The organism is Streptomyces mesophilus, from assembly GCF_040300965.1.
Taxonomy (GTDB): domain Bacteria; phylum Actinomycetota; class Actinomycetes; order Streptomycetales; family Streptomycetaceae; genus Streptomyces; species Streptomyces mesophilus_A.
Map to the genome: position 1 here is coordinate 24,325 of NZ_JBEPEW010000072.1, position 16,421 is coordinate 40,745.

The following is a 16,421-nucleotide window of genomic DNA, read 5'->3' on the forward strand; positions in this document are numbered from 1 at the left end:
CCCACACCACGATGAACACCACCACGCACCTCAGACGCAAGAGCCGCATCAGGAGGTTCGCGGCGCTGCTGTCGACGCTCGCCATGGGCGCCGCGCTCAGCATCGCGCTGCCCACAGCACCGGCCTCGGCCGGCGCGGCGGCCCGCGTCGACAACCCGTACGTGGGCGCCAAGCCCTACGTCAACCCCGACTGGTCGGCCAAGGCGAAGGCCGAGCCGGGTGGCTCCGCCATCGCCGACCAGCCCAGCTTCGTCTGGATGGACCGGATCGCCGCGATCACCGGCACCGCCAACGGCCGCGGCCTGCGTGCCCACCTCGACCACGCGCTGACGCAGGGCGCCACGCTCTTCCAGGTCGTCATCTACGACCTGCCCGGCCGCGACTGCGCGGCGCTCGCCTCCAACGGCGAGCTGAAGGCGGAGGAGCTCGGTCGGTACAAGACCGAGTACATCGACCCGATCGCGGCCATCCTCGCCGACCCGAAGTACGCCTCGCTGCGGATCTCCGCGCTGATCGAGCCGGACTCGCTGCCCAACATGGTGACCAACGCGGGCAGCGCGGCCGGCTCCACCGAGGCCTGCCGGAACGTGAAGGCTCTGGGGTCGTACGAGAAGGGCGTCGGCTATGCGCTGAACAAGCTCGGCGACATCCCCAACGTCTACAACTACATCGACGCGGGCCACCACGGCTGGCTCGGCTGGGACAGCAACTTCGACCCGGCGGTGGACCAGTTCAAGAAGGCCGCCACCACCGAGGGCGCGACGGTCGACGACGTGCACGGCTTCATCGTCAATACCGCCAACTACAACGCGGTGAAGGAGCCGCACTTCAAGGTCACCGACTCCGTGAACGGCACCACCGTGCGCCAGGCCAAGTGGGTCGACTGGAACTACTACGTCGACGAGCTGTCCTTCGCCCAGGCGCTGCGCGACCGCCTGGTCAGCCGCGGCGGCTTCAACTCCGACATCGGCATGCTCATCGACACCGCCCGCAGCGGCTGGGGCGGCACCGCCCGGCCCACCGGCCCCGGCCCGTTGACTTCGGTGGACGCCTACGTCGACGGCAGCCGCGTCGACCGTCGTATCCACACCGGCAACTGGTGCAACCAGGAGGGTGCCGGCGTCGGCGAGCGCCCGAAGACGGCGCCCGAGCCGGGCATCGACGCGTACGTGTGGGCCAAGCCCCCGGGCGAGTCGGACGGCAACAGCGAGCCCATCGACAATGACGAGGGCAAGGGCTTCGACCGGATGTGCGACCCGACGTACGGGGGCAACGACCGCAACGGCAACAACCCGACCGGCGCCATGGCGGACGCCCCGCTGGCCGGCCACTGGTTCTCGGCACAGTTCCGGATGCTGCTTGCCAACGCCTACCCGCCGCTGGACGGCGGCGGCGACCCGGGCGACGACACGGAGGCGCCGAGCGTCCCGGCGGGGCTGAAGACGACGAGCACCACCTCGTCCTCGGTGTCCCTGTCCTGGACCGCCTCGACGGACAACGTGGGCGTCGCGTCGTACGACGTGTACCGCAACGGGACGCTCGTCGGCTCCACCGGCGGCACGACCTACACCGACAGCGGGCTGACCGCCACCACCACCTACCAGTACAAGGTCCGGGCGCGGGACGCCGCCGGGAACGCGTCGGCCCAGTCCGCCCAAGTAGCCGGTACGACGACGTCGGGCGGCGGGAGCGGCACCGGCAACCTGAAGGTGCAGTTCAAGACCAGCGACACCAGCCCGGCGGACAACGCCATCCGCATGAGCCTGCAGCTGATCAACACCGGCTCCACCTCGCAGAGCCTCACGGGCGTCGAGGTCCGCTACTGGTTCGACGACTCTGCTTCGTCGTACACGACGTGGTGTGACTGGGCGCAGATCGGCTGCGCGAACCTGACCCACTCGGTGTCGACGAACGGCACGACGGCCGGGGCCAATCGCTATCTGAAGGTCAACGTCACCGGTGGCACACTCGCCGCGGGCGCCTCGACCGGTGACATTCAGCTGCGCCTGCACCGCAGTGACTGGTCGAACCTCAACGAGGCGGACGACTACAGCCACGGGACCGCGAGCTCGTACACGGACGCACCGAAGATCGGCGTGTACTCCGGCGGCGAGTTGCTGTGGGGCACCGCTCCGTAAACCACAACCCCTGACTCAGGTACGGCGCGACGCGCCCCCGGTGGTTCGCTGCCGGGGGCGCGTGACTTGCTTCCGCGCCTACCTCTGCACTTACCTCCGCATCAACTCGCCGAAAGCTGCCGACATTTGACGCAAAGGTGGACTGGCTCGCGGAGGCGTCCGACGGGGACGAGGCGTCCAACTGGCGGCAGGCTGCGAGGTATCCCTCGGGGATGCCGGCGAGCTGTTGAGTCACGGCTGGTTCCGGCTTGAGGTGGCCACGGCTTTCGGTCTGCTGCGGCCCCACCTTCGCCGGGATGGCTGTGCTGAGCCTGGCCGCAGGAGAGAATGTCAGGCATGACGACTTGAAGAGCACCGGCCGGGCGGCAGCCTTGGCGCAAGGTCGGGACTTGGGGCACGGTCGTCGACGGGGACCAACGGATCTGCGCCGCCTGCGAAACGCCAGTCCGCTCATACCAGTACCGCTTCCATCCGCCCGAGTCTTCCATGTTCGAGCGGTGCGTCGGACTCGCATGGTGTTCCAGTTGTCGGATCTACTCCGGCAACATGGTGCACGTTTCGCGAAAGCAGACTTTGGTCGACGCCCTCGCCTCGCTTCCACGCGAACAACGGGAGAGGCTTGCACATTCGGAAACACGGCTGATCGAGTTCCTGGACCGCCAAGCCCGAGGCAGCAGGGATTAGATCCCATCGGCCGACTGCCCTCGGGCTACTTCTTCGTCTGCTCCTGCTGCTTGGGCCTGGTCTGTGCGAGCCGGTAGGACTCGGTGCCGGTCTCGAGGATCGTGCCGGTCCACCTGGCTAACGAAGGAGCAGGCCCCCGGGAAGTTCCCCTTCAATGATTTCGACCAGCCAGTCGAAGGCGGTCGGGCCACGTCCAGCGCGAGCTTCTGCAAGCTCGGCGCTCACGCGGGTCCTGCTCGCCGGATGACACCGAGCGAGTCGTATCTCCAGCTGACGGGCGGTCTCGGGGTATCCGAGATGCTGACGGGAGGCCGCGTGATTGTGCCACTCGATCATGAAGTCGCCGTCGTCCGGTGCCCCGAAGCCGCCGCGGAGGCAGTCGGCGAAGGCATCGAGGTTCCGACCGAAGTATCCGCCGCAGCCAATGCTCTCGCCGGCGATCCGCCAGAAGTCCTCCAGGGTCCTGACCTGGCCTCCGTCCAACACATATCTCACCGTCACAGCCGCAGCCTACGTCCGACCCGGCGGCCTGCCTGTTCGTTTTGAACCCGTCTCCTCACCCTCGGTCAGCGAGACCAGCGACCAACTGTCCACCTCGGCATCCCACACGTCGCCGTCCGCAGGAGTCCGAATGACGTACTCCTGCGGACGACGATGTGTCGGCCATCCAATGTGAACACCTGGCCTGCAGGCGCATCGGGCTTCCCCTGGCGTTGGTACTCCCGGGACCACAGGGCCACCGACAGCCACGCGTGCCTGTCCTCGGGTGCGAGTTCGTGCCACATTCCGGTGTGGTTCAGGTGACCAGTGCGGACCAGCTCCCACGGTCGGTTCCGCTCCGCGCAGGGCGTCCTCGCACCAGAGCGTCACCGTGAGGTCGACGAGGCCGGCACCACTGGCGGAGGGCTCGACGTCGATGACGGTGACCTCGTTGACGAAGTAGGACCCCATGGTGGCACCGTCACCGTCGAGGAGCGCGATCCGGGCGTTCCCCGCCGCTGCACGACGGCTGCCGACGTGGTCAACGCACCTGAGTAGGCCACCCTGCGGGAGGCAACCCGCCAGGTGCACTCGTCGCGCTCCATCCTCATCCGGCAGGGACGTGAACAACCCCTCCGCTTCCTGAGCGAAGCCCCAGAAGTCGCTTTCGTCCTCGTCCGAGGACAGCGCGCACTTCTGCCCGTCGTCGCCCCGACCGGATGTTCGCATCGCACTCCCATTGAGAGCGCTGATCCTAGCGACGCGTGGCGATCTGCCCTGCAGTCGCGGGCGCCGCCGCCACCCCTGCCCCCATCTCATCCATCGCGGAGGCCCTTTGACGAGTCACGTACCCCCCACATCCATGAAAGTGAAGTGCAGACAAGCAGCAGCGATCGGAACCGGGAGCGCTACACCTGCAGGGGGACCGATCACGTATACGGGCGGAGCCTTCGTTGCCGCTGCGGCCTGACGCTGGACGAGTACAACCATCGCCGATGGGCTCAGGCGGGCAAGTGTGCGATCTGCGGTGTCAAGCCTGAGTAACGGCTGTTCGTGGATCACAGCCACACGACGAACGCTATTCACGACCCGTGAACGAAGCCACGTAAGTGGAGGTACGTCACGGGGACAAGGATCTGGAGATGCTGAGACGGGACGCAGACCACATCACAACTCGGGAGGATCGTTGACGGAGGCGAGGGCGGCGCTGCGCCGGGCGTGGGGTGAGTTCGTGGGCCCGGAGGCCACGCGGGCGAACCATGTGCTGACGGCTGTGACGACCGTGGCAGGTGCGGTCGCGGCGCCGACTGTGGCCAGGGCACGTGGGGCCGGCGCAGGGAGCGCGGCCATCGCGTGTCTGCTTGCGGTGGACCTCGCAGGCGGCGTGTACGTCAACAACACGCGGGCGTGCGCCCGTTGGTACGAACGCCGGGGCCAGGGGAACGCCGCGCACTACTCATTCGCCGCGCTGCACGTCCACCCCGCGGTGGTGGCGCGGTTGGATGCGGGATTGCCGGGCGGGAGCGCGACCCGCCGTGTCCAGCCTGCCGTGTGGGCCGCGAGCCGCCGCGTCCACCCTGCCGTGTGGGCCGCGAGCCAGTACGCGTACATGGTGGCCGCGACGGTCGCGATCCGTCGCGCCCCGGCACGGCGGCGAACGCTCGGAGTGGCCCTGACGGCGGGCGGGCTCGTACTGGACGGCCTGCTCGGCCCGTCACGGACCGCACCATGGTTCGCCTGGACCTACTACCCCAAGCTGCTGCTGGGCCATGCCGGCGCGTCACTGTGGTCGGACGAGGAGTTGGCGCCGCACTGAGATCAGGCTCGACCCAGTGGGACACCGACGGAACTCGCCGACCAGCGGTAAGGGAGGTGCGTCACCTTGGCGATCCTGCGTTGATGGAGATCGTTTCCCACCTCCTCGGCGTGCTTGTGCCGTGGAGTCGGGCTGTGAGCAGTCTGGCTGTGCCTATGGCTGCTGGTTGTTCGCGACCGGCCGGTACCTGACGTTGATCTCGGCTGCGGGGATGTCGCCATTGAGCAGCTGGAGTTTGACTGGGGAGCCACCCGGGTTGTCGAACAGACGGATTCCGTCACCGAGGAGGACGGGGGCGATGTGCAGGTCGATCTCGTCGATCAGACCGAGTTCGAGGGCCTGCCGGCCGATCGAGGCGGAGAGGATCTCCAGGTTCTTGCCGTCGGCGGATTCGAGGCCGATCCGGATCGCTTCGGCCACGCCGCAGTTCAGGAACGTCGTGCTCGGGGTGGGCGGGGCGTCCTCGGGGTGGTGGGTGAGGATGAATACGGTGCCTTTCCACGTGCCGTCGTAGGTGGAGTCGGCGTCGGGGAAGGCGTCGAAGCCGTCCCGGCCGCCGAGGATGGCACCGGTGGTCTCGATGTACTCCTGGATGATGTCGGCCCGGGGGTTGACGATCCCGGTCATCCAGTCCATGGAGTGGTTCGGGCCGGCGACGTAGCCGTCGAGCGACATCGTGAAGTGCCAGAGGACCTTGCCTGCGGCGGTCTGAGGGGCGGGGTCGGGCAGCTCGTACGTCATGTCAGTCTCTCCTTGGTCGGTTTCATCCGATGGCGACGAGGACGACGGCGGCTCCGCAAGCGGCGAGGCCGACGCGCTGGGTGGGGCGGATACGTTCCTTCAGGACCGCGACGGCCAGCACCACTGTGATCGCCGGGTAGAGCGAGGTGAGGACCGCGGTCACGCCGAGGTCGGCGGCCTGGGTGGCGGCGAGGTAGAGACAGGTGCCGACCGCGCCGAGGGCGCCGGCGGCGATGCCCCAGTGATGGTGCCTGACACTGGAACGCCAGGGCTTGCGGAGTGCCGTGGCGATCACGGCGATCACGACAGCACCGATCAACTGGCTGGCGGCCAGCGGCAGCACGCCGGCGGAGGACGGAATCTGAGCGGTGGCGACGAACAGGCAGCCGAAGCCCAGCCCGGCGATTCCGCCGTCGATCATCGCCGGCCGGCGACCGGCCGGGTCTCCGCCACTCTCGCGAGCCACCAGCCAGATCGCCGGCAACGCGACGAGCACGCCGAGCCAGACCAGCGAGGTCGGCCGCTCGCCGAGGGCGGTGCCGACCAGGACGGGCAGGATCGCGGCGCCGACGGCCGAGACCGGTGCCGCGATCCCCATGCGGCCGGAGGCGAGACCGCGATAGAGGAAGGCCGACCCGATCGCGCCGCCGAGACCGGCCAGCGCTGCCCAGCCGAAGTCCCGTAGCGACGGGGTGCCGGGCATCACCAAGCTGACGCCGACGATCGCTCCCGCACCGGCCAGCTGCCCGGTGAACGCGACCGCCCAGGCCGAGACCCGCCCGGATCCGAAGCCGCCGATGAAGTCGGAGGTGCCGTACCCGACGGCGGCCAGCAACGCCAGCAGAATGCCGATGGTCATCGGAGCCCACCGCCATCGTGAGCGATGAATGTCGAGGTCATCATCGGTCCCTCCTGCTGTTGTTGTTGCCAGGACCTCGATTCTCGACCAAGAATGGTCTTACCTGTAGTACCAATTGGAAGGCTGTCGAGTGGACCACTTGGGGTGGCGTTGATGGCAGTGCGCTGGGTCGGGCTTGGTCCGGAGCTGCTCATCGGCCTGGACCGGTCGAGTCGCGAACCGATTGGACAGCAGCTCCAGCGCGAGCTGCGCGGCTGGATCCGGACCGGCCGGCTCTCCGAGGGGGAACGTCTGCCGTCCAGCCGGTCCCTCGCCGACCAACTTCAGGTGTCCCGTGGTCTGGTTGTGGAGTCCTACGCCCAACTGGCCGCGGAGGGCTACCTGATCAGCGCGACCGGATCCGGAACGCGGGTCGCTCCGAGCATGGCCGCACGCGAAGCGCCGCGGCGACCGGAACGGGTCGAGAGCACCCGACCGGCGCCGATCGAGGTCGACTTCGAGTACGGGATCCCGGACCTCGCCTCGTTCCCGATGCAGGACTGGCTGTGGGCGCTCACCCAGGCCGCACGAGGGGCGGGGTCTGCTGCCATGGGCGATGAAACGGGCTCGGGCTGCGGACACCTCCGCAGTGTCCTTGCGGGGTACCACCGGCGCGTCCGGGCGGGTACCGCCGAAGCCGAGGACACGATCATCGTGAATGGCTTCCGGCACGGGCTCAACCTGGTCTTCGGTGCGCTCGCGCACGCCGGCCACGACACCGTCGCTCTGGAAGACCCTGGACCCCGTGAGCACGACGAACTCGCTGCCCGGGCCGGCCTGTCGCCGATCGCGGTACCCGTCGACGAGGAGGGTGTGAACGTGGCGGCGCTGGCCGCCTCCGGAACCCGTGCCGTCCTGGTCGCACCGGCTCATCAATGCCCGGCCGGAGTCGTCCTGAGCGCACAGCGCCGCCGCGACCTGATCGCCTGGGCCGAGGAGGTCGACGGACTCGTTCTCGAAGACGACTACGACGCCGAGTTCCGCTACGACCGTCAGCCGGTCGGTTCGCTGCAAGGGCTGGCACCGGACCGGGTCATCGCGCTCGGTTCGGTGAGCAAGACGCTGGCGCCAGGCATCCGGATCGGCTGGCTGCTGGTCCCGCCACGACTTCTCGAGCCCTTGGTGCGGGAGAAGCACCTGACCAGCCGCGGAGTACCCGCACTCGACCAGAGCGCACTGGCGCTGCTGATCGAGTCCGGACGTTTCGACCGGCACCTGCGCAGGATGCGGGACATCTACCACGCCCGCCGCCAAACCCTGGTCACCGAACTTGCCGAGCACGCCCCCGGCAGTCGGCTCGACGGCCTGGACGCAGGCTGCCACGCCCTCCTGCGGCTCCCCCCGGAGCTGACCGAGACCGACATTGTGGACCGCATCGCCGCCCAGGGCGTCCAGGTCTACGGTCTAGATCGCTACCGCACCGCCGGCGCGACCGATCCGACCGCGTTCAGCCCTGCCCTGGTACTCGGCTTCGGCAACGTCAACGAGTCCGGGATCAGCCACGGCGTACGAATCCTCGCGGCAGCGCTGAACACCTGAGGCCGGGTACAGGTCGATCGCCCTGGCACCAGGACCCCCACCGGACGCATCGCGGCTCCTGCCAGCTGAACAGATCACTGCAGACGCGGCTCGGTCCTGCCCGGATCCGCGATGACCGACAGAAACGCGACTCACCAACGCGAAAGGGTGCGCCTCACCGCGACTTCCGTCACTGCAGGAGGCACCTTTTCGTCGGTGCTTCCCAGTCGCTCAGGGGGTATTTCGGCCACGTCGAATGTCCGGTGCGGCGGGAGTTGGGTTTGGTGCTCCGTAACTCGCATGCTCCAAGCGGGTGTTGCCGGTGCGGCAGGTGAAGCAGAGCGCGGATCCAGCCATAACTCCCCGGCATATGCCAACGATCACGGGTTGTGAGGGAACAATAGCCGTACGCGATCGAGGTGCCGATCGGCGTGACCGTCATGCTCACAGGCTCGACCAGACCTGAGCGCCGAGGCGGCCCAACCTCGACGTGCACACGATGTGTCCTGCCGCAGCCAGGGCACCAGCGATCCGGTTCCGTCCGTACTCTCGCGCGCGATCCCTCGTCACCGCGCCGACCTGTGCGGACAGACCGCAGATGGGGGCGACGTGCACGAGGAATTTCTCTGCGAAGTAACCGGCTACGGCGTCTGTGCCGGGCAGTTGGTCGGCGTACCGCTGGGCACCTACCGCGCTCCGAGCCTGCCCCTGGCGCTGTGGTGGCTGCGCGAGCGCGCCACCTGGATCGCCGAACGCCTCGATCCCACCCCGGATGCCGCGGGCATCCCGGCGGGCGCCCTGATCCCGCTCCCGCGAGATGCCCCCGACGTTCCTGGTCAACTGCGAGCCTGGCGCGACAACGCGGCCGAACAGGCCCAGGCCGGCCGCACTCTGGAGTACGGACAGCTGTTGCGCTTCATCGCCCGCGACGCCACGACCGAGTTCGAGCTGCTCGCCGAATCCGTCGACACCATCCGCATCCAGCGCGCCCTCGGCACAGCGCCGCGCGCCGTGAATCACGCGCCCTGGGCGGTCAGAAGGAGCGTGCCCACGTCCCCTGCGACCGGCGCCGGTACGACTTCAGCGGCGGGGTCGACGAGACCGGCACGCCCCATCAGGCTCAGCCACCGCCGCGGGGTGTACGCGTAGCGGTAGTGGAAGTGCGCCCGCCCTTTGAACCCGTCGCCGTACATCCCCTGCGGCCCGTACGCGCCGGGGATCGCCGGAGCATGGGCGGCAACGAACCGGCCGCCCGGGCTCAAGTGCCGGGCGATGAGCGGGAGTAGAACCTCGGGGTCGGTGAACCAGACCGCACCCCACGATGAATAGATCGCATCCCACCGCTTGGTGCCGGCCGATAAATAGCTGATCGCCTCGGCGCACACGAACCGCAGTTCCCCGGTGCCAGCCCAGCGTTTCGCCGCCGCCTCGACCATTACCGGCGACAGGTCGATCCCGGTCACCTCCATGCCGCGCGCGGCTAGGTAGGCCGCTTCACGCCCGGGCCCGGACCCCAGGTCGAGCACCGTCGCCGGTTCGCCGAGCAGTTCGATGTCGGGCCCATGGGCAGAGCCCCACTGCGTCCACTCGAACACCGGCTCGCTGTCGACGCGGGTGTCGTTCTTGGGGGCCGCAGCATACCGGTCCCACATCTCACGTTCGGCCTCGACGTCATGGCGCACCATGCGATGTTCCCCCTCGCGGTCTCCGATCGTTGTGGCTGCGCCGATCTGGGGCGGCCGGTCTTACGGCGGCCGCCCCGTCATTCAGTGGTCGTTGTTCACGACGTGCGAGACGAGGCCGACTTGGCCCGAACCGGACTTGGTCAGGTACATCCGGAACCTGACGTTCACCTCAGGCAGGTTGTGGTAGGCGATCCCGTCGCCGGCGTTGGCAGTCTGCACGTCGCCGGCACCCGATGCCTTGAGCGTGTACAGGAGCTGACCGGTGCCATCCATGAAGACGGCCAGGACGACGCTGTAGCCGTCGGCGTCGTAGTCGGTCAGGAAAACGTAGTCGCCGTGCTCGGCGAAGCACAGACGTCCACCCTGGTCGACCGAGCCTATCGAGTCGGACTCGTCGGTGTACCAGACGTGGTCGCAGTCGACGGCCTGAGCGGGGGAGCCCACGACAAGGGTTCCGACGGTGGCGAGGAGCGCCGCCGCGCCGGCTGTGAGCAGTCTCTTCATGCGCATGAAGCGGAACCTTTCGAGTGGAGGCGATCCGGATCGGCCGGTGGGCCGGACGCATGAGGATGGGCGGCCCAGCCGGTCGGCATGATCATGCCAGACGCCGTGATCCGCGTCCCTCGCCAACTGTTCCGCGACGCCTGCGTATTCGATAGGCGACGGTCTGGGTCAGTAGAGGGCGACCGAGGTGCGTCGAGAGGTTTGTCTGGCTTCGAACTCTCCGGCGCCGGCGCGACTCTCACAAACGGCGCGTACGCCACCAGAAGGGCGCCGTATCTGAGGCTGGGGTACCTCCTCTTCGTCCTCCTTCCAGCCATCTGACGGTGTATCTCGATCATGTCGGCTGTGATGATCAGCCGAACTGCGAGTTGATCCAGAGCGGCTTGAACTGCTCGAGGCCGCGGGCAGTCGGCACCTGCGGGTCCACCTTGGGTGCACCGGAGAATATTCAGATGCCGACTCACGGCCCGTGCGGGCAACATGCCCCCATGTCTACCGAGGTCAGCGGAATGATCGAGTGTCGGCCAGGTGCCCGCCTGTGGGGCCCTGACGACGAGGACTCCGTCTGGCACGCCGCTATCGACCTCTTCTTCCTCGACACCGGCAACGCCTACGACGCTCTCGCCTGCCTCTTCGGTATCCGCAACTACCTGGGCTTCCGCCCCCTGGCCGAAGGTCGCGGCCTCCCGACGGACGCCTCCGACGGGCTCCAGACCGAATGCGCCGGCTACGGCGGTTCTCCTGACACCTATGGCACGACGTGGATCACGTGGGCCGAGCTTGCGGCTGCCGACTGGCAGGAGACGGACGACTCCGGCACTCGAACTCGAGTATCGGTCGCTGGAGATGAAAGCGGCTGGGGGCCGGTCTGGAATGTGATGCGGACACTCAGCGACCTGCACGGAGCGGACCATGTGCGAGTCGTTACCTGGTTTTACTGACCTCGGCTCTGCGGCGACATGCCGGTCCGTGAGAGCAACGGGTTCCTGATCGTGCCTTACAACTCTGTGCGGTACCTCGCCTCGCGTGCGAGGAGAGAGCAGCTGTTGGACTGCTGGCCAATCCCGCCGCGGTGGAACGCATCCCTCTCTGCCCGCTGCAGAGACGAGGGGCGCGTCGGCGCACGTATGCATGGGGCGTACTGAGACTTCTCAGGTTGACCAGTCCGCAAAGCCACCTAAGTTCGTTGGAATGGTGCCTGGAATCGCTGGGCGCGCGGGGAGGTGCCGCCTCAGAACGGCGCACGGGGAGGCGAGTTATGTTCCGGCGTTCGCTACGCGAGGTCGTCGCCGTCGCAACGGCCACGGTTGCTGTACTCGGAGCGGGGTTGATCACTGCTCCGGCGGCAGGTGCAGCCATCGACTACTGCACGCACACCAAGTCGTGGCCAAGCTCTACTGACTCCGGCGGGCGCAACGCAGCTGCATACCTCTACATCTGCGGGAGTGACTACCTGGATTACCACTACCGGGCGCAGTTCTGGGCAGACGGTGAGCGGCTAGCGGTGCACGACAATTATGCGGACAACCGAGAAGCGCGTATTCGTCTCACGGTCACCGGCAGTGACGGGCAAGTGGTGGATTGGGATTACCTGGAGAATACGGGGCTCAAGGTGTATCAGCTCGGTACTCCAGACGGCTCCGGGGACATCGCCGAGGGGAGGCGTGTGCGATTCAGTCTCTGCGCTGAGATGTCCACCTGCACGCGGGACGTTGACGGGAAATCGTAGCGGCGAAGACCATCGGAACCGCCGACTGGGCGGGCTGGGGCGCGGCCCCAGCCCGGATGCCGCAGCCTCCCACCATCCGCTGGCAGAACTCGTACGCCATGGGTCTTCCATGGCTGAATTCGGTAGCCACAACGGACTGTTGCCTTCTGGGTGCCGGACGCCTCGCAGTCGTCCTGACTCAGAGCGGTCGGGTTGACGTCACGCGGGCACGTGCAGCGGCGGGTGTTCGAGCACCCGGGGCTTGTACTCGACCAGTTGGATGCGGCCGTCGAAGGTGCGGTGGTCGGTCATTTCGAGGGCGACGTCCGGGTAGCCGTCGTAGATGCGTTCTTCGCCGGTGGCTCCGGTGATCACCGGGAACATGACGACCCGGAAGCGGTCGACGAGCCCGGCTCGAAGCAGGGACCGGCTCAGGCTGAGGCTGCCGATCGTGCTGAGGAGTCCTGAGCCGTTCGCCTTCATGGCGCGGACCGTCTCGACGGCGTCGTCGCGGATGAGTGTGGCGTTGGCCCACGTCAGCGGGTCCTTGAGCGAGGAGGAGAACACCACCTTGGACGCTTGCGTGAGTTCGTCGACGGATGCCTCTTCTTCGGGCCGGAACTCGTCCTGGCCGCTCGGGACCTCGCCTGCGGCGAAGCCCGACATCAGGCGGTACGTGTTCGCTCCCATCAAGTAGGTGGCCTTGGGCTGCTCGCCGAGCCACGCGAGGTATTCCGGGCCCTCGAGGCCCCAGAATCCGGGCCATCCTTCTCCAGATGCGTGGCCGTCGAGGGAGGTGATGAAGTCGACGAGAAGCTCCGACATGGCGGGGTCCTTTCCTTCGGTGTTACAAGCTTGGACCGCCCGGGAGCCACAAACTCATCGGCCGCGCTGTGGAGTGACGAGCGGAGACGGGTTCGAGTGGCTGCTCTGCACAAAGCGCCCGGCCATCTCGTCGAAAGTCCTGAGAGCATGGCGACGTGACGACGACTCCAGCGCAGGCACCCGGCCCCGAGGTCCAGATCGTGCAGGTGGATGCCGCTGGCAGCGCTCTTGTGGCTGTCGTCGTGCGATGCCTGGCGACCACACGCCTGGGCGCGCACTTCCGCTGCACCAGCCCGGGCGGACGAGTCGTCGATTTGGTACTGGCAGAGATCCGCCGGTATCCCCAGGTGCCAGTCGACGAGGTGGACCCGCCTCACGGTGCCCGTCTCGTATTTACCGGCGCAGGCGCGGACGATCTGCATCTCGAGCGAGGGGACGTCCTGCGGGGCACCAACCCGCCCCCTGGCCGAGCATCAGCTCGCAGGTCTTGAGGATTGCTGCGGTCCGGCGCCCGCAGGACGGCTGGTGGCGACCCTGTCAGTGCCCGGTGTTAGCGTCGCCGCCATGGCTAATCGTTCGTATCTCTACGCCGCCGACTCGATGCCGAACGAGGCAGAGATCCCTCAGCAAATCCGCTGCATATCCGAGCACAATTGGGATATTCCGCTCGCGCACAAGCTCCTGGTGGGGCGCGGAACGACGATCGTCCCGTCCATGATTTGGAACCCTCCGATCGGCATCGCCGCGGACTACGCCGGCGGGGCGTCCTTGCTCCGTGACCTCCTGGGCACGGTCGGCAAGGGCCTGGGGGACGACGCCGAGTTCGGGGACTGCGTCGCGCGGACCACAGCCCACCTCGAGAAGCAGGCGGCGAAGTACTTCGTCCTGGAGACCGGGGAGATCGTCTCGATGACGGGAGACGATCCGGCAGCGAGTGTGCGGCGACTGGTGTCCGAGGACATTCCCGATGCCGTGGCCCAGGCCGAGGCGGCGATCGCCGGGGAGAACGACGACTGGCTGGCGTCGATTCGCACCGACTGGCAGCAGCATTTCGCGTCCTTCTACAGCGACGCGCTCTACTTCTCCTTCCCCGCCTGACGGGGGTCATGGGGGAGAGGAGCGCTACTGCGTCCTGCGGGGGCGCTCGAGGCCGAAGACGTTCTGAAGCCTGTTGAGCTCCTTCTCGGCGGCCGACCGTACCTCGCCGGGGACGTCTCCGAGCTCCTTGACGAGTTCCTCGTAGATCGGCGCATCGGTGCTGGCGTTCACTGCGGTTTCCATTCCTTGGTTCACGTGCTGGTGGCCGGCGCCCTGAGCGACGGACCTGGGGGAGTCTACGGCGGCGGCTGACCTGGGCCGCACCCGGTGTCCGTACCCATGACCGGTACGGTCCGCCGCCCCCCCCCAGGACGCTGGCGCTCGCCGGCACCCGTGGCTGTCAGCGGCGCCTCGTAGGGTGCCGGCATGACCGACATAGTGATCGTGGCGCGGCTGGGTGTGGACGGCGAATCGCGGGTGGAGCGACTGGTGTGCCACCCACGGCTGCCTCTGGTGGCGGGCCTTGATGCGGAGCGTCCGGCCGTGCACATCTGGGACTGCTCGGCGGGGCGGCTGGATCTTCTGGCCACGATCGGAGCTCAGCTGGATCCGTACGGGGACGTAGGGAGCTGGGACCGGGCGACACCTTCAGTCGCTTGGCATCCGGCAGAACCCGCGCTCGCGGTGGCCCACGACGGTCGGGTACTGCACTGGAGGCAGCCTCCTGCCGACGGCGCGCCCCGAGCGTACGGCGGGGAGGAGGACCTCGCGATGGTCCACGTTCCCGTCGCCGACTACCAGCACGTGGCCTTCAGTCCGGACGGCAACGCCCTGTGGGCTTGGCCGGCCCACGACGACAGTGGCATGTGGGACCGCAGTGACACGATCGATCTGCTGAGCGGAGAGGTCACTTCGGGCCGGGGCTGGGACACCGGGATCGTGGAGCATCCGGCGGGCGGTCTGGTCACTACGTACAACAGCGACCAGGGCGCCACCCTCATGCTGTTCGCCCGCACAGATGACACGTCGGGCCCGCTCCGGTTCCTGCGGCGTGCGCTGATCATCGATGTCGACGGTTACGAGGCCCCGGTGTTCAGCTCGGACGGCCGTCACTTCGCGATCCGCGGCAACGCCTACGCGGAGACCCTGGCGGTCTACGCGTTCCCCTCGCTGCGGCTGACGCTCTTTACGACCCTCGACGCAGAGGACAAGAGCGAGTCCGGGCCGCCTGCGACTGCGGGGCAGTCCGTGGACGAGCCGGACTGGTCCCGGCACAACATCGCCTTCGACGCCCGGCCGGGTGTGCTGTGGATCGGCGGGCCGGACGGCACCCTGTTCGAACTCGACCTCGATGACGACCGCGTCACACCGCATCACCAGCTGGCCGGCTCACCGGTGACGGCTGTGAGCACGCTGGCGACGGGACAGCTCGTGGCGGCCACCGGAGCCGGCGAGGTCCTGCTCCTTTCCGTGTCCGCTGTCCCGCGCCCCGGCGACCTGGAGACGATGGCCGGGGCCGTGTGTACCTTCGTGGACTCCACCTCCGAGGTCTCCGACGACAGCACGGACCTTGAGTCGCAACTGTCCTTGACCGACGGTGAACGGTCATGGGAGCAGGAGGACCTGGACACCGTGACCGAAGCCTCGGGCGCGGACCCGACCTGGCTGCAGATCCAAGCCGCGATGAACAAGGTGCGCGCGCAGAACGGCTGATGGCTTCCGCACGCCGGCGGCTCGCGCAGCTTGTCGCGTGTTCCTGCCCGAAGCACACAGGCCCAGCGCCTACTCGGCTGTCCCTGCTTGGGGCGCAGGCGGCCGGGTCGTGCCCGGGGGCACGGCGTCACAGACCGTGCCCTCGGTGGGGAGGTCCCCGTCGATCAGCGCCGCGTCCACCGCGTCGTCGATGCACCGGCCGCTCGTACGGTACGAGGTGTGACCGACGCCCTCGCGGGTGAGCAGGACTGCGTCCTCGAGGCGCTTCGTCATGGTCAGGGCCCAGTGGTACGGGGATACGTTGTCCACGCGGCCGCCCACCACCAGGATCGGCGGGGCGCCGGCGCCGGTGAGCTCCTTGGTGAAGCGGTCCTTGTTCTGGGCGGGCCACCGCGCGCAGTTGAGCGCGCTGTAGGCCGCGCGGCTGCCCAGACGCTCGCCGCGTGCGGCGATCTTCTTCGCTGCGGCACGGTGTTCCGCCAGGTTGGTCAGTTCCGGCCAGTCGGCGCACCGCACCGCGGTGTGCTGCTCCTGGAGCGTCGCGTAGGGACCACCGAACGGTGCGACCGTGACCTTCGAGACCACGAAGTGCAGGAGTGTGCCGTTGCCTTGCTGGGCGGCGAGCAGCCCCGCGGTGAGTGTGGGCCACAGCGCCCGGGCGCCGGCGGCGGCC

General features: G+C 68.0%; 15 protein-coding genes and 1 pseudogene. 8 read left to right on the plus strand and 8 right to left on the minus strand.

Annotation, left to right across the window (positions count from 1 at the left end; genetic code table 11):
- Positions 1-11 precede the first annotated feature (11 nt).
- Positions 12-2,138, plus strand: coding sequence for a glycoside hydrolase family 6 protein (locus ABT367_RS23850; RefSeq protein ID WP_434975520.1), 2,127 nt, complete (start codon positions 12-14; stop codon positions 2,136-2,138).
- A gap of 801 nt (positions 2,139-2,939) precedes the next feature.
- Here ABT367_RS23850 and ABT367_RS23855 read toward each other — a convergent pair.
- On the minus strand, positions 2,940-3,323 hold the full coding sequence (locus ABT367_RS23855; protein ID WP_352255118.1) for a barstar family protein: 384 nt from the start codon (positions 3,321-3,323) through the stop codon (positions 2,940-2,942).
- Positions 3,324-4,488: 1,165 nt separating this feature from the next.
- On the opposite strand from ABT367_RS23855, the gene ABT367_RS23860 reads away from it, so the two are divergent.
- Entirely contained in the window at positions 4,489-5,118 is a 630-nt protein-coding gene (locus ABT367_RS23860; RefSeq protein ID WP_352255119.1) for a hypothetical protein, read from the plus strand.
- A gap of 153 nt (positions 5,119-5,271) precedes the next feature.
- Here ABT367_RS23860 and ABT367_RS23865 read toward each other — a convergent pair whose 3' ends face one another.
- Positions 5,272-5,859, minus strand: coding sequence for a dihydrofolate reductase family protein (locus ABT367_RS23865; protein WP_352255120.1), 588 nt, complete (start codon positions 5,857-5,859; stop codon positions 5,272-5,274).
- Between the two features lie 22 nt (positions 5,860-5,881).
- On the minus strand, positions 5,882-6,718 hold the full coding sequence (locus tag ABT367_RS23870) for a DMT family transporter (protein ID WP_352255121.1): 837 nt from the start codon (positions 6,716-6,718) through the stop codon (positions 5,882-5,884).
- Between the two features lie 153 nt (positions 6,719-6,871).
- Here ABT367_RS23870 and ABT367_RS23875 point away from each other — a divergent pair, with 153 nt between their 5' ends.
- Together ABT367_RS23875 and ABT367_RS41475 are read left to right on the plus strand one after the other, a co-directional pair.
- Positions 6,872-8,296: a PLP-dependent aminotransferase family protein gene (locus ABT367_RS23875; RefSeq protein WP_352255122.1), complete on the plus strand. Its 1,425-nt coding sequence runs from the start codon at positions 6,872-6,874 to the stop codon at positions 8,294-8,296.
- A 588-nt stretch (positions 8,297-8,884) separates the two neighbouring features.
- A pseudogene (locus tag ABT367_RS41475) lies at positions 8,885-9,128 on the plus strand (hypothetical protein); the annotation flags it as partial.
- Between the two features lie 163 nt (positions 9,129-9,291).
- On the opposite strand, the gene ABT367_RS23885 reads toward ABT367_RS41475, so the two are convergent.
- The gene (locus ABT367_RS23885; RefSeq protein WP_352255123.1) at positions 9,292-9,960 is read right to left on the minus strand and encodes a class I SAM-dependent methyltransferase; all 669 of its coding nucleotides are present in this window, start codon (positions 9,958-9,960) and stop codon (positions 9,292-9,294) included.
- Positions 9,961-10,041: 81 nt separating this feature from the next.
- Positions 10,042-10,470, minus strand: coding sequence for a hypothetical protein (locus tag ABT367_RS23890; protein ID WP_352255124.1), 429 nt, complete (start codon positions 10,468-10,470; stop codon positions 10,042-10,044).
- Between the two features lie 482 nt (positions 10,471-10,952).
- On the opposite strand from ABT367_RS23890, the gene ABT367_RS23895 reads away from it, so the two are divergent.
- Together ABT367_RS23895 and ABT367_RS23900 are read left to right on the plus strand one after the other, a co-directional pair.
- On the plus strand, positions 10,953-11,405 hold the full coding sequence (locus tag ABT367_RS23895; RefSeq protein WP_352255125.1) for a hypothetical protein: 453 nt from the start codon (positions 10,953-10,955) through the stop codon (positions 11,403-11,405).
- 317 nt (positions 11,406-11,722) lie between these two features.
- Positions 11,723-12,193 (plus strand): hypothetical protein, encoded by a 471-nt coding sequence (locus tag ABT367_RS23900; RefSeq protein ID WP_352255126.1) that lies wholly within the window; start codon positions 11,723-11,725, stop codon positions 12,191-12,193.
- Positions 12,194-12,391: 198 nt separating this feature from the next.
- Here ABT367_RS23900 and ABT367_RS23905 read toward each other — a convergent pair whose 3' ends face one another.
- The gene (locus tag ABT367_RS23905; RefSeq protein ID WP_352255127.1) at positions 12,392-12,997 is read right to left on the minus strand and encodes a dihydrofolate reductase family protein; all 606 of its coding nucleotides are present in this window, start codon (positions 12,995-12,997) and stop codon (positions 12,392-12,394) included.
- Positions 12,998-13,561: 564 nt separating this feature from the next.
- Here ABT367_RS23905 and ABT367_RS23910 point away from each other — a divergent pair.
- Positions 13,562-14,095 (plus strand): DUF7822 domain-containing protein, encoded by a 534-nt coding sequence (locus ABT367_RS23910; protein ID WP_352255128.1) that lies wholly within the window; start codon positions 13,562-13,564, stop codon positions 14,093-14,095.
- A gap of 24 nt (positions 14,096-14,119) precedes the next feature.
- Here ABT367_RS23910 and ABT367_RS23915 read toward each other — a convergent pair whose 3' ends face one another.
- A complete protein-coding gene (locus ABT367_RS23915; protein WP_352255129.1) occupies positions 14,120-14,266 on the minus strand; it encodes a hypothetical protein in 147 nt (48 codons plus the stop codon).
- Between the two features lie 195 nt (positions 14,267-14,461).
- Here ABT367_RS23915 and ABT367_RS23920 point away from each other — a divergent pair, with 195 nt between their 5' ends.
- Positions 14,462-15,748, plus strand: coding sequence for a hypothetical protein (locus ABT367_RS23920; RefSeq protein ID WP_352255130.1), 1,287 nt, complete (start codon positions 14,462-14,464; stop codon positions 15,746-15,748).
- 69 nt (positions 15,749-15,817) lie between these two features.
- Here the strand turns inward: ABT367_RS23920 and ABT367_RS23925 are convergent.
- The coding region (locus ABT367_RS23925; protein ID WP_352255131.1) for an alpha/beta hydrolase at positions 15,818-16,421 on the minus strand (604 nt) is incomplete at its 5' end.

Coding starts and splice junctions, on each gene's coding strand:
- ABT367_RS23885 (WP_352255123.1), bottom strand. CDS start 9,960: ATGGTGCGCCATGACGTCGAGGCCGAACGTGAGATGTGGGACCGGTAT.
- ABT367_RS23905 (WP_352255127.1), bottom strand. CDS start 12,997: ATGTCGGAGCTTCTCGTCGACTTCATCACCTCCCTCGACGGCCACGCA.
- ABT367_RS23875 (WP_352255122.1), top strand. CDS start 6,872: ATGGCAGTGCGCTGGGTCGGGCTTGGTCCGGAGCTGCTCATCGGCCTG.
- ABT367_RS23865 (WP_352255120.1), bottom strand. CDS start 5,859: ATGACGTACGAGCTGCCCGACCCCGCCCCTCAGACCGCCGCAGGCAAG.
- ABT367_RS23910 (WP_352255128.1), top strand. CDS start 13,562: ATGGCTAATCGTTCGTATCTCTACGCCGCCGACTCGATGCCGAACGAG.
- ABT367_RS23920 (WP_352255130.1), top strand. CDS start 14,462: ATGACCGACATAGTGATCGTGGCGCGGCTGGGTGTGGACGGCGAATCG.
- ABT367_RS23850 (WP_434975520.1), top strand. CDS start 12: ATGAACACCACCACGCACCTCAGACGCAAGAGCCGCATCAGGAGGTTC.
- ABT367_RS23890 (WP_352255124.1), bottom strand. CDS start 10,470: ATGCGCATGAAGAGACTGCTCACAGCCGGCGCGGCGGCGCTCCTCGCC.
- ABT367_RS23895 (WP_352255125.1), top strand. CDS start 10,953: ATGTCTACCGAGGTCAGCGGAATGATCGAGTGTCGGCCAGGTGCCCGC.
- ABT367_RS23900 (WP_352255126.1), top strand. CDS start 11,723: ATGTTCCGGCGTTCGCTACGCGAGGTCGTCGCCGTCGCAACGGCCACG.
- ABT367_RS23870 (WP_352255121.1), bottom strand. CDS start 6,718: ATGACCATCGGCATTCTGCTGGCGTTGCTGGCCGCCGTCGGGTACGGC.